The sequence below is a fragment of the Streptomyces sp. NPDC053755 genome (genome assembly GCF_040677675.1).
GTDB lineage: Bacteria > Actinomycetota > Actinomycetes > Streptomycetales > Streptomycetaceae > Streptomyces.
Genome location: NZ_JBFASK010000007.1, coordinates 44872 through 66375 on the forward strand (window position 1 = coordinate 44872; position 21504 = coordinate 66375).

General features: G+C 72.6%; 19 protein-coding genes and 2 tRNA genes. 7 read left to right on the plus strand and 14 right to left on the minus strand.

The genetic code is table 11. The annotated features are described in order from the left end of the window. Positions 1-119 precede the first annotated feature (119 nt). The 6 genes from ehuB to AB0K65_RS10015 all read left to right on the plus strand — a co-directional run bounded on the left by ehuB (position 120) and on the right by AB0K65_RS10015 (position 4156). The gene (gene ehuB, locus AB0K65_RS09990) at positions 120-971 is read left to right on the plus strand and encodes an ectoine/hydroxyectoine ABC transporter substrate-binding protein EhuB (RefSeq protein ID WP_365715292.1); all 852 of its coding nucleotides are present in this window, start codon (positions 120-122) and stop codon (positions 969-971) included. After that, the gene (ehuC, locus tag AB0K65_RS09995) at positions 968-1627 is read left to right on the plus strand and encodes an ectoine/hydroxyectoine ABC transporter permease subunit EhuC (RefSeq protein ID WP_365715293.1); all 660 of its coding nucleotides are present in this window, start codon (positions 968-970) and stop codon (positions 1625-1627) included. Before ehuB ends, ehuC begins: the two co-directional genes overlap by 4 nt. Further along, positions 1624-2274 (plus strand): ectoine/hydroxyectoine ABC transporter permease subunit EhuD, encoded by a 651-nt coding sequence (gene ehuD / locus AB0K65_RS10000; protein ID WP_365715294.1) that lies wholly within the window; start codon positions 1624-1626, stop codon positions 2272-2274. Before ehuC ends, ehuD begins: the two co-directional genes overlap by 4 nt. After that, the gene (ehuA, locus tag AB0K65_RS10005) at positions 2264-3016 is read left to right on the plus strand and encodes an ectoine/hydroxyectoine ABC transporter ATP-binding protein EhuA (RefSeq protein ID WP_365715295.1); all 753 of its coding nucleotides are present in this window, start codon (positions 2264-2266) and stop codon (positions 3014-3016) included. The genes ehuD and ehuA overlap by 11 nt, the downstream gene beginning before the upstream one ends. A gap of 167 nt (positions 3017-3183) precedes the next feature. After that, positions 3184-3942 (plus strand): IclR family transcriptional regulator C-terminal domain-containing protein, encoded by a 759-nt coding sequence (locus AB0K65_RS10010; protein WP_365715296.1) that lies wholly within the window; start codon positions 3184-3186, stop codon positions 3940-3942. A 140-nt stretch (positions 3943-4082) separates the two neighbouring features. Next, a tRNA-Lys gene (locus AB0K65_RS10015) sits at positions 4083-4156 on the plus strand. 56 nt (positions 4157-4212) lie between these two features. On the opposite strand, the gene AB0K65_RS10020 is transcribed toward AB0K65_RS10015, so the two are convergent. From AB0K65_RS10020 to AB0K65_RS10060, 9 genes are all read right to left on the minus strand, one after another. Further along, a complete protein-coding gene (locus AB0K65_RS10020; protein WP_365715297.1) occupies positions 4213-4875 on the minus strand; it encodes a response regulator transcription factor in 663 nt (220 codons plus the stop codon). Then, positions 4806-6107: a sensor domain-containing protein gene (locus tag AB0K65_RS10025; RefSeq protein WP_365715298.1), complete on the minus strand. Its 1302-nt coding sequence runs from the start codon at positions 6105-6107 to the stop codon at positions 4806-4808. The genes AB0K65_RS10020 and AB0K65_RS10025 overlap by 70 nt, the downstream gene beginning before the upstream one ends. Positions 6108-6251: 144 nt before the next feature. Further along, entirely contained in the window at positions 6252-7733 is a 1482-nt protein-coding gene (locus AB0K65_RS10030) for a SulP family inorganic anion transporter (protein WP_365715299.1), read from the minus strand. An 11-nt stretch (positions 7734-7744) separates the two neighbouring features. Further along, positions 7745-8326 carry a carbonic anhydrase gene (locus AB0K65_RS10035; protein WP_365715300.1) on the minus strand — a complete coding sequence of 194 codons (582 nt, stop codon included), beginning with the start codon at positions 8324-8326 and terminating at the stop codon, positions 7745-7747. Between the two features lie 77 nt (positions 8327-8403). Beyond that, on the minus strand, positions 8404-8799 hold the full coding sequence (locus AB0K65_RS10040; protein ID WP_365715301.1) for a hypothetical protein: 396 nt from the start codon (positions 8797-8799) through the stop codon (positions 8404-8406). Between the two features lie 135 nt (positions 8800-8934). Next, positions 8935-10668, minus strand: coding sequence for an AMP-binding protein (locus AB0K65_RS10045; RefSeq protein ID WP_365715302.1), 1734 nt, complete (start codon positions 10666-10668; stop codon positions 8935-8937). 25 nt (positions 10669-10693) lie between these two features. Continuing rightward, positions 10694-11284, minus strand: a complete 591-nt coding sequence (locus AB0K65_RS10050) for a lytic polysaccharide monooxygenase (protein WP_365715303.1) — start codon at positions 11282-11284, stop codon at positions 10694-10696. 155 nt (positions 11285-11439) lie between these two features. Next, positions 11440-12741: an SPFH domain-containing protein gene (locus tag AB0K65_RS10055; RefSeq protein WP_365715304.1), complete on the minus strand. Its 1302-nt coding sequence runs from the start codon at positions 12739-12741 to the stop codon at positions 11440-11442. 1788 nt (positions 12742-14529) lie between these two features. Beyond that, a complete protein-coding gene (locus tag AB0K65_RS10060) occupies positions 14530-16002 on the minus strand; it encodes a peptidoglycan-binding protein (RefSeq protein WP_365715305.1) in 1473 nt (490 codons plus the stop codon). Between the two features lie 183 nt (positions 16003-16185). On the opposite strand from AB0K65_RS10060, the gene AB0K65_RS10065 reads away from it, so the two are divergent. Continuing rightward, a tRNA-Lys gene (locus AB0K65_RS10065) sits at positions 16186-16259 on the plus strand. A gap of 66 nt (positions 16260-16325) precedes the next feature. Here AB0K65_RS10065 and AB0K65_RS10070 read toward each other — a convergent pair. From AB0K65_RS10070 to AB0K65_RS10090, 5 genes are all read right to left on the minus strand, one after another. Then, positions 16326-16997, minus strand: a complete 672-nt coding sequence (locus tag AB0K65_RS10070) for a class F sortase (protein WP_365715306.1) — start codon at positions 16995-16997, stop codon at positions 16326-16328. A gap of 10 nt (positions 16998-17007) precedes the next feature. Continuing rightward, the gene (locus AB0K65_RS10075; protein ID WP_365715307.1) at positions 17008-17679 is read right to left on the minus strand and encodes a hypothetical protein; all 672 of its coding nucleotides are present in this window, start codon (positions 17677-17679) and stop codon (positions 17008-17010) included. Positions 17680-17836: 157 nt separating this feature from the next. Continuing rightward, positions 17837-18616 carry an HAD-IIA family hydrolase gene (locus AB0K65_RS10080; protein WP_365715308.1) on the minus strand — a complete coding sequence of 260 codons (780 nt, stop codon included), beginning with the start codon at positions 18614-18616 and terminating at the stop codon, positions 17837-17839. 81 nt (positions 18617-18697) lie between these two features. After that, positions 18698-20233: an alkaline phosphatase family protein gene (locus AB0K65_RS10085; RefSeq protein ID WP_365715309.1), complete on the minus strand. Its 1536-nt coding sequence runs from the start codon at positions 20231-20233 to the stop codon at positions 18698-18700. Positions 20234-20419: 186 nt separating this feature from the next. Continuing rightward, positions 20420-21478 carry a 2-aminoethylphosphonate ABC transporter substrate-binding protein gene (locus AB0K65_RS10090; protein ID WP_365715424.1) on the minus strand — a complete coding sequence of 353 codons (1059 nt, stop codon included), beginning with the start codon at positions 21476-21478 and terminating at the stop codon, positions 20420-20422. Between the last annotated feature and the right edge of the window lie 26 nt (positions 21479-21504).

Here is a 21504-nt window from a genome sequence, read left to right on the forward strand (position 1 = left end):
CGTACGTACGAGCGAGACAACAGGAGGCTGTCTCCGCTTATTCCGCAGGATTGACATGTCCGGCTTCGGGTAGCCGCGCGCCCATGGCTCGAATAGGTCTACCCAGCAGGACATATCGCATGAAACGCCGTACCCTGCTCCTCGGCACCGCCGCGGGCGCCGGAGCGGCGCTCGGCGCGGCCGGCTGCGCGCGGGTCGCCTCCGGCGACGCCCTCGGCCGTCTCAGATCCCAGCGCACGGTCCGCCTCGGCATCGCCGGCGAGGTGCCCTACGGCTACGTCGACGAGCAGGGCGCTTTCACGGGTGAGGCCCCCGAGCTGGCCCGGGTGATCTTCCGGCGGCTCGGCATCGAGAACGTCCAGCCGGTGGCGACCGACTTCGCCTCCCTCATCCCCGGGCTCAACTCCCAGCAGTTCGACGTCGTCTCGGCCGGGATGTACATCAACAAGGAGCGCTGCGCACAGGTCATCTTCGCCGACCCCGAGTACCAGATGCTCGACTCCTTCATCGTCCGCAAGGGCAACCCGAAGGGTCTGCGGTCGTACGAGGACGTCGTCCGCTCGAAGGCTCGCTTCGCCACCGGCAGCGGGTACGCCGAGATCGCCTACGCCGTCGCCGCCGGGTACCCGGAGAAGGACATCGTGATCCTCCAGGACCAGGTCGCCGGGCTGAACGCGGTCGAGTCCGGCCGTGTCGACGTGTTCGCCGGCACGGCCCTCACCGCCCGTTCCGTGGTGCGCAAATCGGCCAAGGCCGAGGCCACCGAGCCCTTCGCCGCCGTCGTGGACGGCGAGAAGAAGATCGACGGCGGCGGCTTCGCCTTCCGCCCCACGGACGTCACCCTGCGGGACGCCTTCAACGTCGAGCTGCACAAGATGAAGAGGAGCGGCGAACTCTTCCGGATCCTGCGGCGCTTCGGCTTCACCGAGGCCGAGATGACCACCCTGACCGCCGAGGAGCTGTGCCGATGACCGCGGGACTCTGGCAGAACTGGGTCCTGCCCGGCATCTGGATCACCCTCCAGCTCCTGATCGCCTCCGCCGCGCTCGCCGCGCTGGTCGCCTTCACCGTCGGCACGGCCCGCACCCACCGCAGCCGCGCGGTGCGCTTCCTCGCCGGGCTCTACACCGAGGTCTTCCGCGGCACCTCCGCCCTGATCCTGATGTTCTGGCTCTTCTTCGTGCTGCCGCCGCTGATCGGCTGGCAGCTCGTCCCGATGTGGGCGGCGATCCTCGCGCTCGGACTCTCCTACGGTGCCTACGGCGCCGAGATCGTGCGCGGCGGGCTGAACGCCGTACCGAAGGCGCAGCGGGAGGCGGGCATCGCGCTCAGCCTCACGCCCTGGCAGCGGCTGCGGCTCGTCCTGCTCCCGCAGGCCGTGCCCGAGATGATCCCGTCCTTCTGCAACCTGCTCGTCGAGCTGCTCAAGGGCACCGCGCTGGTCTCGCTGCTCGGCGTCGGCGACGTGTCCTTCGCGGCGTACCTGGTGCGGCTCGCGACCCAGGAGAGCGGCGGGATCTACACCGTCACCCTCCTCGTCTACTTCGTGATCGCGCTGGTGATCACCCGCTCCATGAAGGCCCTGGAGCGACGCACCAAGGCGAACCTGGGGGTGGTGGCCAAGTGAACTGGGACTGGTCCGCGGTGGCGGACTTCATGCCGCGCTTCTGGGAAGGGCTCCTCGTCACCCTCCAGGTGCTCGTCCTCGGCTCGCTGATCTCGTTCACGCTGGGCCTGGTGTGGGCGCTGGGCTTCCGGGCCCGCAGCCGGTTCGTGCGGTGGCCGGTTCACGCCGTCACCGAGTTCGTCCGCACCACCCCGCTGCTCGTGCAGCTCTTCTTCCTCTTCTTCGTCCTGCCGGAGTGGGGCGTGCAGTTCTCCGCCCTGACCACCGGCACGCTCGCGATCGGACTGCACTACTCGACGTACACCGCGCAGGTGTACCGGGCCGGCATCGACGCCGTACCGGCCGGCCAGTGGGAGGCCGCGACCGCGCTCAGCCTGCCGCGCCACCGCACCTGGCTGACCGTGATCCTGCCGCAGGCGCTGCGCAGGATCGCGCCCGCGCTGGGCAACTACGTCATCGCGATGCTGAAGGACACCCCACTCCTCGCCGGGATCAGCGTGCTGGAACTCCTCCAGCAGTCCCGCCTGGAGAGCGCGGCCACCTTCCAGTACACCGAGCCGCTCACGGTCGTCGGTGTGGCATTCGTCCTGATCGCCTATCCCGCCTCCCTGCTCGTCCGCACCCTGGAGCGCCGCCTTGCCCACTGACCACGACCATGACCTGATCCGCTTCGAGAACGTCACCAAGCGGTTCGGGGACAACACCGTCCTCGACGATCTCTGCTTCTCGGTCCGGGCCGGCGAGCACGTCACGCTGATCGGACCCTCCGGTTCCGGCAAGACGACGATCCTGCGGCTCCTGATGACCTTGGAGAAGCCGGACGCGGGAACGATCCGGGTGAACGGCGGCAAGCTGTACCCGGCCGACGAGAAGCACCGGCGCGAGGTCCGCAAGAAGATCGGCATGGTCTTCCAGCACTTCAACCTCTTCCCCCATATGTCGGTGTTGCGCAACATCACCGAGGCGCCGGTCCGGAGCCTCGGCAAGAGCCGGGAGGAGGCCGAGGCGCGCGGCCGGGAGCTGCTCGACATGGTCGGTCTGGGCGACAAGTGCGAGGCCAGACCCGCACAGCTGTCCGGCGGACAGCAGCAGCGGGTGGCGATCGCGCGGGCGCTCGCGATGGAGCCGAAGGTGCTGCTGCTCGACGAGGTGACCTCCGCGCTGGACCCGGAGCTGGTGGCCGGCGTGCTCGACCTCCTGCGGGACATCGCGCGGACGACGGACATCACCATGATCTGCGTGACGCACGAGATGAACTTCGCCCGGGACATCTCCGACCAGGTGCTGATGTTCGACGGCGGAAAGGTGATCGAGTCCGGTTCTCCGGAAAAAATCTTCTCGGAACCGGCACACGAACGTACGCGCGAGTTCCTCGGTGCGGTGCTCTGACCTGAGCCTCTGTCGGTTAGGTGTGCCCCTGACATATGCCAGGGTGGTGCGCCCCAGCGCATGGCGCTGGGGCACCGCATCAAACTCGCCAACAGCCGCCCCGCAAACGGCGCTTGACGGCTATCGTGGTACGGAAGCTTGCGGTCACAACCTGGTAGGGGGAAACCGTGGCGCTGAAGCCCGAGCCCACCGCGCCGTTCCACTCGGTGCAATACGCCCTGCGCGTCCTCGAGACGGTCTCACGGCACGGTGGCGGGGTGACGGACGTCCAGATCGCGCGTGAGACCGGTCTGCCCGTCGCCCATCTGACGTCCCTGCTGCTGATGCTGCGCCGCGAGGGGTACGTCGAGCAGGTCGCCGACGGCGCCTATGTGATCGGCGACTCGCTCGTCCTCCTCGGCTCGGGCATGACCCGCCGCAAGGCCCTGGAGGGCAAGCTCCAGGAGACGCTGACCGAGCTGCGCGACTCCGTCGGCGCCGCGGTCTACATCAGCCGGTACATCGACGGCGAGGTGAAGATCACCCAGTTCGCCGACGGTCCGCGCACGCCCAAGGTCAACGAGTGGGTGGACTTCCGATCGGCCGCGCACGCCAGCGCGGTCGGCAAGTGCCTGCTCACGCAGCTCGACCAGAACGGCCGCCGGGACCACCTCTCGCGCCACAAGATCGCCCGGCTGACCTCCCGGACGATCACCAACGAGAAGGTGCTCTTCTCCAAGCTGGACAGCCAGCCGCCGACCGTTCCGGTGCTCGACCTCCAGGAGTACGCCGTGGGCACGGTGTGCGCGGCGGTTCCGCTGACGGCGGGCGCCTCCGTGGGATGCCTCGCGCTCTCCCTGCCCATCGAGCACGCCCACCGGCTGCGCTCGGCGGCCGACACGCTGAACCGAAGAGCGGCTCCGGTGGTGCTCTCGCTGGCGATCTAGGGAGCGATCCCCCGGGTGCGGCCTTGGGCCGGGCCCGGCGCGACCCGCGTCCCCGGGAGCCGTCGGGTCCCGTCAGGGGCTGCGGTGCGGCGTGGTCATGAGCACCCCTGGGGACCAGGTAGTATTTTCTCTGTCAGCAGGCGCCGCTAGCTCAGTTGGTTAGAGCAGCTGACTCTTAATCAGCGGGTCCGGGGTTCGAGTCCCTGGCGGCGCACAGACGGAGGAAGCCCCTCGCGGAAGCGGGGGGCTTCTTCGTGCGCTCCCTCCCCCTCACGCCCGCAGGTACGTGAGGACGGCGAGGACCCTGCGGTGGGTGTCCTCGGCGGGCGGGAGGTTCAGCTTCGCCAGGATGTTGCCGATGTGCTTGCCGACGGCGGCCTCGGTGACGACGAGCCGGCGGGCCGTCTCGCCGTTCGAGTGGCCTTCGGCGACCAGGGCGAGCACCTCGCGCTCGCGCGGGGTCAGCGCCGCCAGCGGGTCGCGGTGGCGGCGCAGCAGCTGCCTCACCACCTCGGGGTCGACGACCGTCCCCCCGGCCGCGACCCGGGTGACGGCGTCGAGGAACTCCTCGACCTGGCCCACCCGGTCCTTCAGCAGGTACCCGACGCCGGTGCCGTCGCCCGCGTCGAGCAGATCGGCGGCGTAGGTCCGCTGGACGTACTGGCTCAGCACGAGGACGGGCAGCGCCGGGCGCTCGGCGCGCAGCGCGACGGCCGCGCGCAGCCCCTCGTCCTGGAAGCCGGGCGGCATCCGCACGTCGGTGACGACGATGTCCGGATCGTGCGCGGCGACGGCGTCGCGCAGGGCTTCGGCGTCGCCGACGGCGGCGACGACCTCGTGGCCGAAACGGGCCAGGAGCCCGATCAGCCCTTCGCGGAGGAGGACGCTGTCCTCGGCGAGGACGACGCGGAGGGGTCGGGCAGCGGTCGGCACGGGATCTCCACTCGTAGGATGGTCGGTCCGCCCGGCGGGCTGATGATCGTCAGTGTGCCATCGAGGACCGCGAGCCGGTCGGCCAGTCCGGTGAGGCCGGTGCCGTGCGCCGGGTCCGCGCCGCCGCGGCCGTCGTCGTCCACCTCGATCCGCAGCGTGCGGTGCTCGCAGCGGGCGGTGATCCGGGCCCGGCCCGCGCCGCTGTGCTTGCCGATGTTGGCGAGGGCCTCGCAGACGACGAAGTAACCGGCGCTCTCGACGGGTGCGGGCAGGCGGGGCACGTCGATGTCCGCGTCCACCGGGACGGCGCAGCGGTCGGCGGCGTCGGCGAGGGCGGCGCCGAGGCCGTAGTCGGCGAGGACCTGCGGGTGGATGCCGTGGATGAGTTCACGCAGGTCGGTGAGGACGTGCCCGGCCTCGGCATGGGCCCGGGCCAGCTGCTCGGCGAGCGGTCCGGGCGGGGCGTCGAGGCGGGCGAGCCCCAGCGTCATGGTCAGGGCGACGAGGCGCTGCTGCGCTCCGTCGTGGAGATCGCGCTCGATCCGCCGCCGCTCGGCCTCGAAGGCGTCGACGAGCCGGGCCCGGGAGGCGGTGACCTCGCCGATACGGTCCCGCAGTTCGGTCTCGCGGGGCGCGAGCAGCGCCCGGCTGAGGGCGGCGCGGGCCCCGGCGAGAGCGGCGAGGGGGTGGAGGAGGGCGAGGAGGAGGACGAGGCCGAGGAGGGCGGCGGCGAACGCCTCCGGATAGGAGGTGACGAGGTACGCCTTGACGGCCTTGGCCTCTTCTCCGTCGACGGCGAGCTGGACGGGCGTGCTCATCAGGACCGCGGGCAGGCCGAGGCCCACCGCGAGGACGAGCGCGTCCAGCGGCCACAGGACGGTGGCGTGCAGCACGGCGTACGCGAGCTCCCGCCACGTGGCCTGTTCCCGCGCCCTCAGCCGGAGCCAGGCGGCCAGACCGGGGGCGTCGGGGACGCGGTGCGGGTCGACGGCGGGGTCGAGTTCGACGAGGCGGAGCCGGCGGCGCTCGATGCCGCCGAGGGCGACGCCGGCGAGGAGGAGCAGCGGGAGGCCGACGAGGACGACGGAGGAACCGACGAGCAGGAGCAGCACGAGGAGGGCGGGGACACCGGTGGCGACCCCGCTCGCCAGGTAGCCGGCCGACCGCCAGGGCCACGCGGTACGGAGGTATCGGCGCCGGGTCAGGGCCTGCCAGGGGGTGCGGGGCTGCATGCGCCCCACCGTAGGGGCCGGGCGGAGGACCGGGCCATGGTGGTGAAGGGTGTCCGGAAGGTAGGGCTGGACCTACCTTCCGCACGGGCCGGTGCCGGGGGCCCGGGGTTCCCGGACCCCCGGCGGTGGTGTGGGTTCTCCGGCTCAGACCGGCTCGGGGGCGGCGGCCTTCGTCAGAGCGGTGACCTTCACCGGTTCCGTGCCGGCCGTGCTGTGGCGTTCGGCCCAGGACTCCAGAGCGGTGCGGCACGCGTGGTCGAGGTGGTGCAGGCCGGACGTGTCCAGCTCGACCGGCCGGTCCTGGGGCAGCGCCTCCAGGCTGTCGAGTATCTTCGGCAGCCGCAGGAAGGTCGCGTTCCCCGTCAGGTACGCCTGGATCGGTCCGGCGCCCTTGTCGATGACCTCCAGTCGTATGTGCGAGGTCTCCCACGCGGTCTTGACCACGGACAGCGCGAGGCCGATGAGCACACCCTCGAACATGTTGACCGCGACGATCGCCACGGCCGTGACCACGAGGATCACCGCCTCGCCCCGGTGCGACCGCCACAGCGCGACGAGCCCGCGGAAGGGGATCAGCTTCCAGCCCGCGTGGACCAGGATCCCGGCGAGGGCGGGCAGCGGGATGAGCGCGAGCGCCGACGGCAGCAGCGCCGCGAACAGCAGCAGCCACACGCCGTGCAGGACCCGCGACGCCTTCGTCCGGGCGCCCGCCGCGACGTTGGCCGAGCTGCGCACGATCACCGCGGTCATCGGCAGCGCGCCGAGCACGCCACAGATCGCGTTGCCCGTGCCCTGGGCCATCAGCTCCTTGTCGTACCGCGTGCGCGGTCCGTCGTGCAGCCGGTCCACCGCGGCCGCGCTGAAGAGGCTCTCGGCGGAGGCGATGAGGGTGAAGGCGAGGACCGTACCGATGACGGCCGGTGTGGCCAGGCCGCCGAAGGCGTCGGCGCCCGGCAGGCTCAGGGAGTCGATCAGGCCCTTCACCTCGACGGTGGCCACCGGCAGGCTGAGCGCCGACGCGGCCACCGTCGCCACTATGACGGCGGCGAGCGCGCCCGGCACGGCCCGGACCTTCTCCGGCAGCCTCTTCCATCCGACCAGGACCGCGACGGTCCCGGCACCGAGCGCCAGCGAGGCCAGCGCCTCGGGGCTGCCGACCGCGTCGGCGGCCGCGCCCGGCAGACCCAGGATCTTGTCGAGCCCGGAGGCGGGGGCCTTGAGGCCGGCGGCCGCGTACATCTGGCCGGCGATGATCACCAGGCCGATGCCGGCGAGCATGCCCTCGACGACCGAGACGGAGATCGCGCGGAACCAGCGCCCCAGCTTGAGGGCGCCCATGGCGAGCTGCAAGAGTCCGGCGGCCAGCACGATCACACCGAGGGCGGGCAGGCCGAACTCGCTGACCGCTTCGAAGACCAGCACGGTCAGGCCGGCGGCCGGCCCGGACACCTGGAGGCTGCTGCCCGGCATCAGACCGGTGACGATGCCGCCGACGATGCCGGTGACGAGCCCGAGTTCGGCGGGGACGCCGGAGGCGACGGCGACGCCCACGCACAGCGGCACGGCGACCAGGAAGACGACGAGCGAGGCGGCGAAGTCCCGGCGGAGGTGGGGGAAGGCGGTCACGCGGTCCTCCCTCACAGCGCTTCGAACGAGTCGGTGGCCGCGCGGTGCTCGCGTACGGCGCCTGTGTGGACCTCGTAGTACCAGCCGTGCAGTCGCAGCCGGCCGGAGTCCAGGCGCTTGCCGACGCAGGGGTAGGAGCGCAGCCGCAGCAGCTGCGTCAGGACGTGGTGCTGGACGGCCTCCGCGACCGTCGGATCGGCCGGATCGGAGCACACCGGCTCCTCGGCGGCGTGCGCCAGCCAGTCGCGTACGGCGGGGACGGCGTCCAGGTCGTCGCCGCGCACGACCGCGCCGACGGCGCCGCAGTGCGAGTGACCGCAGACCACGATGTGCCGGACGCCGAGGACCTCCACGGCGTACTCGATGGTGGCCGCCTCGCCCGAGGGAGCCGCGGAGCCGTACGGCGGGACGATGTTGCCGGCGGTGCGCAGCTCGAAGAGCTGGCCGGGCCGGGCGCCGGTGATCAGGGCGGGCACGACCCTGGAGTCGGCGCAGGTGATGAAGAGGACCTCGGGGGACTGGCCTTGGGCCAGCCGGGCGAACTCCTCAGGGCGCTGTCCGAACGTGCGGGCGTTGTCGATGAGGGGCTGCATGACGTGGTGATTCCTCCTGGCGCGTCGTGGGGGACGCGTCGGTGCGGGCAGATGTGTGTGGGGGCTGCTTGCGCCGATCAGCAGCGGAACACCTGGAGCACGGCCGGAGCATGGGCTCTCGACGGCCTCGCCGAGGTGGGGTGCGGGGTTCCGGGTGCGGCCGGTTCGGGCGCGACCGAGGCGGGTCGCGCCGGCGAGGGCCGCTCGGATATCCCCGCGTGGTCGGCGGCGCGCGAACGGTCCCGGGTGCGCAGGGGGCCGGTGGGGTCGCCGGGGTGACGGGCGTCGTGACAGGTGACGATCGTGTCGCTCGGCGTCGCCTCGGAGATGACCGGCGCGACCTGATCATTGGCCATGGCATGACGTGGCGTATGCGCATATGCGAAGGACGCCGCGAAAGTGAGGAGCTGGACGGCGACCAGGACGGCCGCGAGGAGCGGGAAGGCGCTCCGGGCCGTCGGACCTCGGCGCATACGCCCCCTCCCTGCGGTTCGCGACATCCGGCGCATGCCAACAGTTGGTCAACGATGAGTCAAGGAAGACCATAGCCTGGCAAAGTCGTTTGCAGGGTGAACCGAACGTTACGAGCCGAAGAGAGCCCGAAAACCCTACGTTGCGGGGCGGTCCGGCAGATGGCGGCCGTGGGCGGCGTAGTGGGTGCGGAGCTCCGACACGGCGGCGGAGGTCAGGCGCTCGTACGGGGCTCCGGGCGACGGGCGCCACCAGACCGGGTCCTCGCAGAGGAACGACTCCCGGCGCAGGGCCACGCGGTGGATCTTGTTCGTGGCCGTCAGCGGGAGCCGGGGCACCACGCGGACGAAGCGGGGAGGCATCTTCGTCCCCAGGTCCTGCTGCGCGGCGAGGAAGTCCTCGAAGGCGCCCGGATCGAAGGCGGCCGGATCGAAGGCGGCCGGATCGAAGGCGGCCGCGCCCTCGGGGCCGGTGACGGCGCCGGCCCCGCTCCCCCGCAGGGCGATCGCCGCCATCACCTGGTCCCCGGCGACCGGGTCGGGTATCGCGTAGACGGCGACCCCGGCCGCCCGCTCCCAGCGGGAGAGGATGCCCTCGATCATCGCGGCCGCCAGGTTCTCGCTGTCGACCCGCAGCCGGTCGTCCGTGCGCCCCGCGAAGTACAGGAAGCCCCGCGCGTCCCGGTAGAAGAGGTCCCCCGTCCAGTACCAGCCGCCGCGCCGACGCGCCGCGTCCGCCTCCGGGTTGCGCCAGTACCCCTCGAAGGGGCTCGGCCCCCGGTTGACCAGTTCGCCGATCGCCGACCCGGCGTTGAGCAGGCCGCCCGACGGCGAGAGGACGGCCGGCGCGCACTCCTCTCCGGTCGCCGGGTCCACCACGGCGAGGTCGTCTCCGGGCGCGGCGCGCCCGACGGCCGCCGCCGGGGTGTCCGGGGTCCGCTGGATCGCCGCCCCGCCTTCCGAGGAGCCGTACCCCTCCACGAGCCGCGCCCCGAACCGCGCCTCGAAACGGGCGGCGTCCACGGCCCCCGCCTCCGTACCGAACCCGAGGCGCAGCCCGTGGGCCCGGTCGTCGGGCCCGGCGGGCGTGGCCAGGAGGTACTGGATCGCCCGGCCGACATAGGTGAAGTAGGTAGCGCCGAACTGCCGTACGTCGGGCAGGAAGCGGGAGGCCGAGAACCGGGCCCGCAGCGCCACCCCCGCTCCGGCCGCCAGCGCAGGGGCCCAGTCGGCGATCACCGCGTTACCGTGGAACATCGGCATGCAGACGTAGTGGACGTCGTCGGGCCGCACGCCGAAGTGGGCGACGAGGGAGGCGCCGGCGGCCGCCAGCCGCCGCTGGGTGCAGATCGCCGCCTTCGGCGCTCCGGTCGAGCCGGAGGTGAAGTAGAGCAGCATCCTGCTGCCGGGCCGGACCGGGCGGGCCACGGCCTCGCCCGGCTTGGCACCGTCGTAGGGCGCCAGGAGGGCGCGGTAGGCCTCCGTGTCGGTCACCAGCAGACGTACGCCCGGCAGGGGGATGCCGTCGAGCAGGGGAAGGTACGCGCGCCGGGTGACCAGGATCCGGCACTCGGTGTGCACGATGTCGCGGGCCAGTTCGGCGCCGCGCCGGGTGGGGTTGATCCCGGCGACGGCGGCCCCCGCGAGGGCCGCCGCGCTCAGCCAGAGCGGGAACTCCGGTGAGTTGTCGAGCAGGACCCCGAGGTGCGGCTCCACACCCCGAGGCAACAGGTCCACGAGCAGCGCGGCCCGCGCGGCGGCGCCCGCGGCGACCTGGTGGTGGGTGAGGGTGTGGTGCTCGTCCCTCAGCCCGGTCCTGTGGTCGCCCCATTGGCGCCGTACGAGCTCCGCCACGGTCTCCGCGCCCCTCATGGGCCGGACCATAACTGACTAAGCGTCAGAATTGAACGTCCGAGCAGGCGTAGAAGGCGTTCGCCGTGTCGGCGACCGTCCAGACCGCCAGGATGAGGTGCTTGCCGGTCTTGCCCGCCGGGATGGTCCCGGAGTGCGAGAGCGTGGCCGGCGGCTGCTGGCTGTTGTACGGGACGGTCAGGAAGGGCTGGGAGTCGAGCGCCGCCCGGGTGAGCGGCTTGGTCCGGTCCCAGCCGTTCTTGGTGATGTAGTACCGGAAATCGGTGGTGCGGTGGCGGGCGGTGAACTGCCAGCGGAAGCTGTAGCTCTGACCCGCCGTGACCTGGGTGGCGGGCCAGTTGCCGCCGCGCGGGTCGTCCAGCTGGGAGAAGTGCGAGATGCCGGCCGAGCAGAGCTTTCCGTCGGCGGGGCCGGCGGAGGGGAAGCCCTTGGGACCCTCGACCGACTGCGGCTCCCACTGGATGGAGCCGCAGTTGGTCACGGTGCCGTTGGCGCAGAGCTTCTGCCTGCTGATCGGGGAGTCGGTGTAGCCGTGACTGCTGGCGCTGCTCGTGGCGAAGAGGGAGGCACCGGCGACGCCGAGCGCCACCGCCGCCACGCCTATCTTTTTGCGCATGCTGTCGCTCCTGGTGAACGTGGGGGAGTTCGATGAGCTGTGCTGCACGCGTGCGGCTGTCGTACGGGCACCGCCACGGGACTTCCGCGGCAGCACCTATTCCGGTCTAGACCAAGTACCAAAGTATTGACGGAACTTGCCTCTGTCCAGCCCCGTCACGCACCGTCTCCCGGGGCGGAGCGACCGGTGTAGAACGCCACCGTCAGGTCTTTGACCAGCGCCTTGCGCTCGTAGTCGTCCAGCTCCACCAGACCACGCGTGGTCAGCCGGTGGACCACGTCGTCCACCGCGTCCACGACCGCTGTCAGCACGCTGTCCCGGTGCTTGGCGTCGATCGCGGCGATCCGCCGGCGCTGCATCGCCGCCGCGAGCTCGGGGGCGTATTCGATACGGGTCGGCTGCGCCGAGAACACGTCGATGCCGACCGGCGCGCACTCCGCGGAGAGCAGCCGGGTCAGGGCCTCGCCGACCGCCTCCGCGTCCCGCAGGGTCGGGGCGTCCTCGTGGAAGGCGTCGGCGGGAAGCTGGGACAGGACCCTGGCCATGGCCGCCTCGACCTGCTCGCGCAGGTACTCCTCGTGCCCCTCGACCCCGAGCGCGGCGCGGACGGTGTCCCGGACGCGCCAGACGACGAGGACGACGACATCGAGTGCGGTGCCCTTGGCGTCCACGGCGGGGAGCGGCTCGCTGCGCCAGTGACGGAGGCGGACGTCGACCCGGCGCCGCAGGAGGAGCGGGCTGATCCAGACGAGACCGGTACGCCGGACACTTCCCCGGTAGTCACCGAAGAGGGTCAGCACCCAGGCGTAGCCGACCCGGCCGCGGCCGAGACCGCCGAGGGAGAAGAGGGTCGCCAGAACGCCGAGGGCGAGCAGACCCCACTCTCCGAGGTGGATGCCGTCGTACGGACGCGGGGCCAGGCGGAGCATCCGGTCGAGCGACCCGGGCAGGGCCCCGGTCCACCAGACGACGGCCGCGCAGCCGGCGAGCGACAGCAGACCGGCGAGGACGCCGAGCCATCCCGGCAGGGCCCGGCCGGGTCGCTCGACGAGCTGGGGGTCGGCGGTGGGGGCGGGACGCGCGGGCTCCGGCCGGGCGTGCCTGGGGAGCGACGGCTTGAGGACGCCGGAGTGGGGGGCGTCGGCCTTGGGCGCGCCGGCCCTCATCGTCCCGAAGGGCACCGGGGCCGCGAGCGCGACGGTCGCGGGGCCGCCGTCGTCGTCCTCGCGGCGGGCGCCGCCGCCGGGCGGCTCGGGCTCGTCCCGGAAGAGCAGGTGCACGGGGATCGACCCGGTCGTCTCGGTCCCGATCACCGTCTTGCGCCGCGTCCCCGTACGCGGCGGGGCCTGCGTGGTCCGCGGCGGCGTGACCTCGGCGACGACGGGGACGGTGACCGTACGGATCCCCGCGGCGGCGATCCGCCCGAAGTCCGCGGTCCGCCGTCCGACGGGTCCCACGGACCCGGCGGAGGCCGGGTTCTCCCCGGAGGAGGGAGAACCGGCGCCTGAACCGCCGTCGGTGCCGGCGGCCAGGGCGGTACTGATCCGCGCCTGCGGAGCGGCCGCACCGCCCCGGGAGGATACGGCGGCGGCCGTCGGCGCCGCCTCACCGGCGGCCGCCCGGGGGGCAGCGCCGGAGGCGGTATCCGGGGAGCCCACGGCGCCTGAGCCGGACGCGGGAACGACGCCGGAGTCGGTCACACGACCGCCGCCCGAGCCGTCCCGACGACCGGCGCCCGCCTCGGCCACCGGAACGGCGCCGGAGGCCCGACCGGCCGGTTCGCCCTCGGCCCGGGGAGCCTGACCGGCCGGTTCGCTTTCTGCGCGGGACACCTGACCGACCGGAGCACCGCCCGCACTTGCGGGGGGCGCCACGCCCGCTCCAGGAGCCTGACCGACCGGTTCACCCCCGGCCCGGGAAACCTGACCGACCGGAGCACCGCCGGCCCGGGAAACCTGACCGGCCGGTTCGCCCCCGGCCCGGGAAACCTGACCGGCCGGTTCGCCCTCGGCCCGGGAAACCTGACCGACCGGTTCACCCCCGGCCCGGGAAGCCTGACCGGCCGGTTCGCTTTCTGCGCGGGACACCTGACCGGCCGGTTCACCCCCGGCCCGGGAAACCCGACCGGCCGGTTCGCCCTCGGCCCGGGAAGCCTGACCGACCGGAGCACCGCCCGCACTTGCGGGGGGCGCCACGCCCGCTCCAGGAGCCTGACCGACCGGTTCGCCCTCGGCCGCGGGGGCCACGCCTTCCGGGGCCCCGCCCGGCCCAGGAGCCCGACCGTTCGGGTCGCCTCCGGTCCGGGGAGCCTGAGCCACCGGTTCGCCTACGGTCCGGGGAGGCCGGCCGACCGGAGCGCCGCCCGCGCCCGGGCCTCGCCCGGTCACGTCGCCCGGGCGAGGAGCGTGAGCGGCCGGAACACCGCCGTCCGTGTCACGGTCGGCGTCCGCGGGGGCCGGAGCGGAGACCTTCGCGTCCGCAGCCGCGAGAGCCGTCGCGTCCGCCGGGCCGGTGCGCTCCGTGCGCTCCGACGGGTCCGTGCGCGGCGCCGGGTCAGCGGGGGTCACCACGTACACGTGCGAGACCGGGTCCGTGAAGGGCCTCGGGCCCCTGCGTGGTGTCGGGTTGGCGGGGGGTGCCGTGTCGACCTGGGGCGCGCGAAGCCGCGGGTCCACGCCCGCCGGGCCGGACGGCCGGGCCGCCGGGTCGTTCCCCGTCCGCGTGGGGGCAGCCACCGCGGCCGCCCGGGACACGCCGCCTTCCTCCGGGACCGGACCGGCCGCGCCGCCGCCCGTACCCGCGACGGGCACGCCGCTCCCACCCCCGTCGCCCGGGGGGACCAGGCCCACCGGGTCCACCGGCCCCGACACGTTCACCGGCCCCGGCAGGTCCGGCTTCGCCAGGGGCTCGTCGCTCCTCGCGCCGGGTGCCGCGGCCGGGGCCGTCACGGCTGGGTCGTTCTCCGTCGCCGCGTCCGGGGCGGGCCCTTCGTACGCACCCGGGACGGCGTCGGCCCCTTCCCTGCCGGGAGCCTGGGTTCGCCCTTCCGGCGCGGGCTCGGGATCGGGCCGGGGCTCGGGCTTGGGCGCCTGGGCGGACCGCTTCGGCCGCCACGCGCGGAGCTCGTCCGTCAGGCGTCTCGCCGTGCGGGCCGCGTCGCGCGAGGCCGCCGCGCCGCCGTCGGGCGCCGGGCCCAGCGGGTTCGGGGTCGATCGGGTCATTCGGTCCACCTCATGCTCTCGGGTTCATCGGAACAGGCGCCGCCAGGTCTCCGGGCCCGGGTAGCCGTCGGCCGCGCCGCCGCGCCATCCCTGTGCCCGCTGGAACGCCTCGACATTGCGACGGTCCGCCTCCGACCAGCGCGGACCGGGACCCGACAGGTAGTGCTTGCCGTAGCCCCGCTTCACCAGTTGTTTGCCCAGCTTCTCCACATATGCGTTGGATTGGCCCGTACGGAAGTAGCCACGCCCGGGGAACCCCGGCGCATGTGCGCTCGAGCCCCCCGAACCACCCGAACCGCCGATGTCCTTGCCCTGGCCGGTCACGAGCAGCCGCCAGGTGTGCGGTCCGGGCATCCCGTCCGCCTCCCTGCCCTGCCAGCCCTGCGCCCGCTGGAACGCCTGGGTCGCCAGCCGGTCCGCGTCGCTCCAGGCCGGCCCCGGCCCCTCGCGGTAGTACTTCTTGGCGCCGCGCTCCACGAGCAGCCGCCCGAGCTGGGTGACGTAGGCGTTGCGGGCGCCGGGACCGAACATCGAACCGCCCGGGTACGGCGTCGCCGTCGTCCCCTGCCCCCCGCCGGCGCCGACGTCGCCCGATCCGGTGCCGCCGCTGACCACGGCCTTGTAGCGGTAGGCCTGATAGCGGTCGGAGTGGGTCCAGTACGCCAGCGGTGTCGCCTGCTGCCGGGTGCGCGGCTTGGTCTGCTCGTAGGCGACGTACGAGGTGTGGGTGTAGTCCGTCCAGCCGCCGAAGATCGTGACGTGCGAACCCTTGGCCGGATCGGCGGGGTTGTGGAACAGCAGGATGTCGCCCGGCTGGAGTTCCGTGCGGTCGATCCGCTCGGCGAAGCGGTCGAGGCTGCCGGTCCACTCGTTGGCGCGCAGGTTCCACGCCATCGAGATGTAGCCCGAGCAGTCCTGCCGGTAGCCGTCCGACCAGTACCTCTCCATCGAGTACGGCACCTGCGCGTTCACCCACCGCTTGGCCCGGTTGATGATCTCGGACCGGGTCGTCTTCCGCAGGGACTCGGTGGTGACCTGAGTGGTCGTCGGGGTGGCGACGGGGGACGGCTGCGGGCCGGGCCCGTGGGCTCCGGGCCGGGGGGTGCCGTGCAGGGGCCCGGCACCGCCCTGCGGGGTGTCGGGGGCCGGTGCGGCGGTGTCCGCGCCCCCTACGGCAGCGGAGGCGACCTCCTCGGTCGCCTCCGCAGCCTCCGTCACCGTCGTCACCCTCGTCGCCGTCGTCGCCCCGGCCGCCTCCGCCGTCACGTCGGCCGGGCCGGCGGGCCCGGTCGGCCGGGCCAGCGCACCCGCTCCCCCACCCCCCAGGACCACTCCCGCCGCCGTCACCAGCACCAGCGCCCGTCGCGCTCCGTGGGCCGCCGGATGACCACCCGCCCTGACGGGCAGGCCGAGAGCGAGGTCGCGCCGCCGCTGGGCGCAGCCCGGGCAGCCACAGTCGGCCGCGGGCTCGTACTCCTCGAAGACCGGCACGCTCATGCGCATCCCCTCCACACTCGTCAAGATCTTTTGGCCTGCGATACGGGCGTCAGTGTCTCAACTGTCTGGACATATCGCATTTTGACGGATCGAAGGTAAAAAGCACGATACGACAGGCCGGGAAGCGGTCGGGAATGGTCAGGAGCACTCCCGGCCATCGGGTAGGGTTATGCAGGTCAGCAGGCGCCGCTAGCTCAGTTGGTTAGAGCAGCTGACTCTTAATCAGCGGGTCCGGGGTTCGAGTCCCTGGCGGCGCACGCAGAGTCGAGGCCCCCTCACCGATGGTGAGGGGGCCTCGGTCGTTCCCGCTGGTGCCGCCCGTCTCACGGCAGGTTCGTCACACCCGTGAGGTAGGCGGAGACGACCACGTTCGCCGTGTACGCTCCGGCCGCGCGGTCGTATCCGCCGCCGCACGTGATCAGTCGCAGTTCGGCCCGGCCGGGCACCCGCGGGCCGTAGACCTCGTGGGCGTCGAAGCCCTCCCGGGGGACGACCCGGACGTCCTCGACGGTGAACTCGGCGACCGAGCCGTCCGACCGCCCGACACGGACCTTCGTCCCGGGGCGGGCCGAACCGAGTGGGTGGAACACGGCCGGACGGGTCGCGGTGTCGACGTGCCCGACGAAGAGAGCCGGCCCCCTCGCACCAGGCCGCGTCCCGCGCTCGAACCAGCCGACGGAGTGGGCCGACTCGTACGGGGGCGCGGCCACTGCGCCCGTACGGTCCAGGTCACGCGGCACGACCGGGGCGGCGATGCCCAGGGCGGGGATGTCGAGCCGGTGCGGCGTCGCGGGCGGCAAGGGCGCGCGCGCCGGAGACGGGCCGGTCCCGAGCGGGCGGCCGACCGCGGCGATGTCGCCGTGGGCGGGCGGCACGTCGCCCGCGGGCCCGTCGGCGCCCCCGCCGCCCCGGAGCGAGAGGGCCAGGAGCAGCACCGCCCAGGCCAGGCCGGTCAGCGCCCGGCCGGTGACCGCCGGCCGGGGCAGGGGGGACACGGCCGGCGCCTCAGTCCGTGCGCGAGGCCGCGTCGTCGTCGCCGCGGCGGCGTGCGCTGCGGAAGGCGACGGCCACGGCGGCGACCGCGGCCATGATCAGGCCGATCAGCGTGTACGGCGTGCCGAGGCCGCTCTCGTTCGCGGTCTGCGCGACGCTCGGGGCGGCCGGCGCGGCGAAGGCCACGGCGCCGCCCCCGCCCGCCTGGACCGGGGCGACCGGGGTGTGCGCCTGCGTCGGCCGGTACACCGGCTCGTCCGCGGGGCCGTGCGTCGGCCGGTGCGCGGGCGGGTGCGTCGGCCGTGGCGTGGGCCTGTGCGTCGGCTTGTGGGGCCGCTGGACGTGGACCGACCCCACGTCCCGGTGATGGTGCCCGTCACAGACCACACTCACCTCGTACGTACCGCCGTCGAGCCCCGGCCGCACCGCGGCGCCGCCGATGAGCGACGAGATACCCCCGTCCCAACCCGTCAGGCGGGCCTCGGCGACGAACGCGCGGGACGTGGCGGTGCCGGTCCTGCCGTGGCAGCCGTGGACGCGGATGCCGACCTCGGCGCCGGGGCGGGCGGTGGACGGGGTGACCGTGACCTTCACTCCGTCGTGCGCGTACGCGCTGCCGGCGGTGGGCGCCAGTGCGAGTACGACAGCCGCCGCGGCACTCAGGGCAGTGGGACCAGAACGCATCGTGACCTCCTGAGAGGCAGCGTCGCCCCGTTCCCGCCGTCACGCATCCGCAGAGGCGCGAACGGGGCCCGTCCGTGGGATCACACCCGGCCCGTGGGGTCGGGCAGGGCGTCGGGGCGGGCCCCGCCCGTCGTCAGCCGTCGTGCCCGCGGGCCGGTCAGACGCGGTCCACGATGTCCGCGATCGAGTCCACGATCGTGGACGGCCGGAAGGGATAGCGATCCACCTCGGTCTGGGTCGTCAGGCCGGTGAGCACCAGGAAGGTCTGCATGCCCGCCTCCAGACCGGCCAGGATGTCCGTGTCCATCCGGTCGCCGATCATGGCGCTGGACTCGGAGTGGGCGCCGATGGCGTTGAGGCCGGTCCGCATCATCAGCGGGTTGGGCTTGCCCGCGAAGTATGGGTCCTTGCCGGTGGCCTTCGTGATGAGGGCGGCGACGGAGCCGGTGGCCGGGAGCGGGCCTTCGAGGGAGGGGCCGGTCTCGTCGGGGTTGGTGCAGATGAACCGGGCGCCGGCGTTGATCAGGCGTACCGCCTTGGTCATCGCCTCGAAGGAGTACGTCCGGGTCTCGCCGAGGACGACGTAGTCCGGGTCGTGGTCGGTGAGGACGTAGCCGATGTCGTGCAGCGCCGTGGTGAGGCCGGCCTCGCCGATCACGTACGCGGTGCCGCCCGGGCGCTGGTCGTCGAGGAACCGGGCGGTCGCGAGCGCCGAGGTCCAGATGTTCTCCACGGGCACGTCCAGGCCCATGCGGGCGAGGCGGGCGTGCAGGTCGCGTGCCGTGTAGATCGAGTTGTTCGTGAGGACCAGGAAGGGCTTCCCGGTCTCCCGCAGCTTCTTGATGAAGGCGTCCGCGCCGGGGATCGGGACGCCCTCGTGGATGAGGACGCCGTCCATGTCGGTCAGCCAGGATTCGATCGGCTTGCGCTCTGCCATGTGCGGGGACTCCTGCCGTACAAAAGTCGTGCGGTGTGCTGGGGGCGCCGCGACAGCGCTGTGGCGACGCCCCCAGCCTAGTCAGGATGTCCTGATCTTGACCCCGTCGATCACCCAGTACCAGTTGTTGGACCCGGTGTAGCGGAAGCGGAAGCCGACGCTGGAGGCGCCCGCGGGGACGTTCACGGTGAGCGACTGGGGCTGGGAGATCACGTCGGAGGTATAGCTCCGGACGACGGTCGGCGTCCCGCCGTTGAAGCTCACGAGGACCTGGGCGCTCTGGCCGCCCTCCTGGCGGTAGAGGGTGGTGAAGTCCAGGGTGACCTTCGAGGCGCCCGAGACGGCGTACGCGGGGGTGACCAGGGTCGAGTCGTACGTACCGGAGAAGCTCTTGTCGGCCCACTCGTCCGAGTCCGCGACCGCGAAGACGCCCCGGGAGCGGACGTTGAGCTCGCGGGACTGGTCGCGCTGGGCGCGGGACCAGAACTCGTCGGTGGCGAAGGCCCAGCCGCGCCATTCGGTCATGCCCCCGGTGCCCATGGCGTTGTTGACGACGGACCAGCCGCTGGGCGCGGTGTGCGTGAACCCGAGGACGCCCGCGGGGATGCCGGTCTCGTCGACGCGGCCGGTGAGCGATCCGTACAGCGCGTCGAAGGGGTCGGCGGAGCGCTGCTGGATCGGCTTGCCGTCCAGGCCCCAGGACGGGGCGGGGACGATGCCGAGCTGGTGGAAGACGGTGGCGGCGACGTCCACGAGCCGCGTGTCGACCGGGCGGGCGCCCGCGGCGATGCCCGGCCCCTGGGCGAGGACGAAGGTGCGGCGCTCCTCGATGGAGGAGCCGCCGTGGCCGCCGGAGTCGACGTGGCCGTGGTCGGTGGTGACGATGACGGTCCAGCGCTCGGTGGCGTAGGAGGGGCGGGCCTTGATCGCGGCCAGCAGGCGGCCGAGGTAGCCGTCCTGGACGGCGATGGCGTCGAGGTACCTGCTGTGCGCGGCGCCGTAGGAGTGGCCGATCTCGTCGGTCTCGCCGAAGTAGACGAAGAGGACGTCGGGGTTCTGGTTGCGCAGGATGTCCTCGGTGGCGTCCGTGATGACCTTGTCGTTCACGACGTAGTCGTTGTCGTAGACCAGCTTGGCGTCGGCGCCGGGGGTGACCGTGCCGTGCGTGTCGAGCTCGGGCCAGTCGACGGCGGCGAAGAGCGAGAGGTCCGGGCGGGTCTGGTGCAGCCGGGCGAGGAATCCGGGGTAGGTGCCGTAGTTCTTGCCGGCGAAGGTGTTGTCCCTCACGCCGTGCTTGTCGGGCCAGACGCCGGTGGAGATCGTGGACCAGCCGGGGCCGGAGGAGGTGGCGGCCATCGGGTTGGCGTAGAGCAGCGACAGGCCGTAGGTGCCGTTCGCCATCAGGGACTTCATCGTCGGCGCGTTCGCGGCGTCGATCCGGTCGTACCGCAGGCCGTCCATGCCGACGACGAGCACCTTGTCCTTGCTGGTGCCGGGGGGCAGCGTGGGAACGGCGGCAGCGGCGGCGGGGGCGGTGGCGAATCCGGCGGCGGCCGCGGCGGCGGTGGCACCGGCGGCGGCGAGCACGGTGCGGCGGGATATGCCGGTGATCGGCATCGGGGGTCCTCCGTGGATGGGAGACGGGGATGGGGGACGAGGGTGGAACACGGCGGTGACAGCGCGCGCCAACGCCCCTGCCTGAGCAGGGGCGTTGGTCCGTACCCGTTATCCTTCCGCGATGAACGGGCGTCTTTCCAGAGGTCCGCGGTGAGTGCGCGGTGAACTCTTGGGGAGGGCGACCGGTCAGCTTCCGGTGGCCGACTTCCACGCCTCGATGTACGTCGTGAGGTTCTTGTCGATGTCGTTCCAGTCCGGCTCGAAGACCTCGACACCCCGCAGCAGCCCGGCCAGCGCGACCGCGTTGGCATCGGTGGGCTTGACGTCCTTGCGGGCCGGGAAGCCGCCGCCGATCTCGCTGACCTGGCGCTGCGCCTTCTCGGCGAGCATGAAGTCGAGGAGCTTCCTGGCGTTCTCGCCGTGCGGGGCCTTGTCCATCAGGCCGGCGGCGTACGGCAGGGCGAAGGTGGTCGGCCGGTCGCCGTCCTTGGCCGGGAACCAGATGCCGAGGTTGGGCATGGACCTGGACTGGGCGAAGTTCATCTGGACGTCGCCGTTGGCGACGAGGATCTCGCCCTTGTCGACCTTCGGCGCGAGCTTGGAGGTGGAGGAGGACGGGCCGACGTTGTTCTTCTGGAGCTTCTTCAGGTACTCCATCGCCGGCGCCTGGCCGTCGAAGTCGTGCATCGCCTTGATGACGACCGCCGTGCCGTCGCCCGCGACACCGGGGGTGGAGTACTGCAGCTTGTTCTCGAACCTCGGGTCGAGCAATTCCTCCCAGGTCCGGGGGGCCTGCTTCAGCTGCTCCTTGTTGTAGACGAAGCCGAAGTAGTTGTTGACGACCGAGGTCCACGTGCCGTCCTCGGCCTTGTCCCCGCCGCCGACCCACTCGGCGCCCTCGGGGACGTACTTCTGGAGGAGGCCCTTGGAGCCGGCCTGCTGGATGAAGGGGGGCAGGGTCACGATGATGTCGGCCTGTGTGTTGTTCCTCTCGCGGACGGCGCGCTGCACCATCTCGCCGGAGCCTCCCTCGACGTACTCGACCTTGATGCCGGTCTGCTTCTCGAAGTCGGCGAACACCTTGTCGTACCAGCCGTCGCCCTTCTCGCCCTTGAGGCCGTCGGCGCTGTAGACGGTGACGACCTTCTCGGTGGAGGCGGTGGAGGTGCCCGCGCAGCCGGTGAGGGTGGCGGCGAGGACGAGGCTGCCGGTGGCGGCGGTGATCGTCGTGAGGGAGGGGGACATCGTGCGCTTCACGTCGTTCTCTCCTG

What these genes read in the sequence shown, in the direction of transcription:
- AB0K65_RS10085 (WP_365715309.1), bottom strand. Translation starts at nt 20,233, where the DNA reads ATGCCGATCACCGGCATATCCCGCCGCACCGTGCTCGCCGCCGCCGGT.
- AB0K65_RS10050 (WP_365715303.1), bottom strand. Translation starts at nt 11,284, where the DNA reads ATGCGCAAAAAGATAGGCGTGGCGGCGGTGGCGCTCGGCGTCGCCGGT.
- AB0K65_RS10025 (WP_365715298.1), bottom strand. Translation starts at nt 6,107, where the DNA reads ATGCAGCCCCGCACCCCCTGGCAGGCCCTGACCCGGCGCCGATACCTC.
- ehuC (WP_365715293.1), top strand. Translation starts at nt 968, where the DNA reads ATGACCGCGGGACTCTGGCAGAACTGGGTCCTGCCCGGCATCTGGATC.
- AB0K65_RS10090 (WP_365715424.1), bottom strand. Translation starts at nt 21,478, where the DNA reads ATGTCCCCCTCCCTCACGACGATCACCGCCGCCACCGGCAGCCTCGTC.
- ehuB (WP_365715292.1), top strand. Translation starts at nt 120, where the DNA reads ATGAAACGCCGTACCCTGCTCCTCGGCACCGCCGCGGGCGCCGGAGCG.
- AB0K65_RS10060 (WP_365715305.1), bottom strand. Translation starts at nt 16,002, where the DNA reads ATGAGCGTGCCGGTCTTCGAGGAGTACGAGCCCGCGGCCGACTGTGGC.
- AB0K65_RS10040 (WP_365715301.1), bottom strand. Translation starts at nt 8,799, where the DNA reads ATGCGCCGAGGTCCGACGGCCCGGAGCGCCTTCCCGCTCCTCGCGGCC.
- AB0K65_RS10045 (WP_365715302.1), bottom strand. Translation starts at nt 10,668, where the DNA reads ATGAGGGGCGCGGAGACCGTGGCGGAGCTCGTACGGCGCCAATGGGGC.
- AB0K65_RS10080 (WP_365715308.1), bottom strand. Translation starts at nt 18,616, where the DNA reads ATGGCAGAGCGCAAGCCGATCGAATCCTGGCTGACCGACATGGACGGC.
- AB0K65_RS10035 (WP_365715300.1), bottom strand. Translation starts at nt 8,326, where the DNA reads ATGCAGCCCCTCATCGACAACGCCCGCACGTTCGGACAGCGCCCTGAG.
- AB0K65_RS10075 (WP_365715307.1), bottom strand. Translation starts at nt 17,679, where the DNA reads ATGCGTTCTGGTCCCACTGCCCTGAGTGCCGCGGCGGCTGTCGTACTC.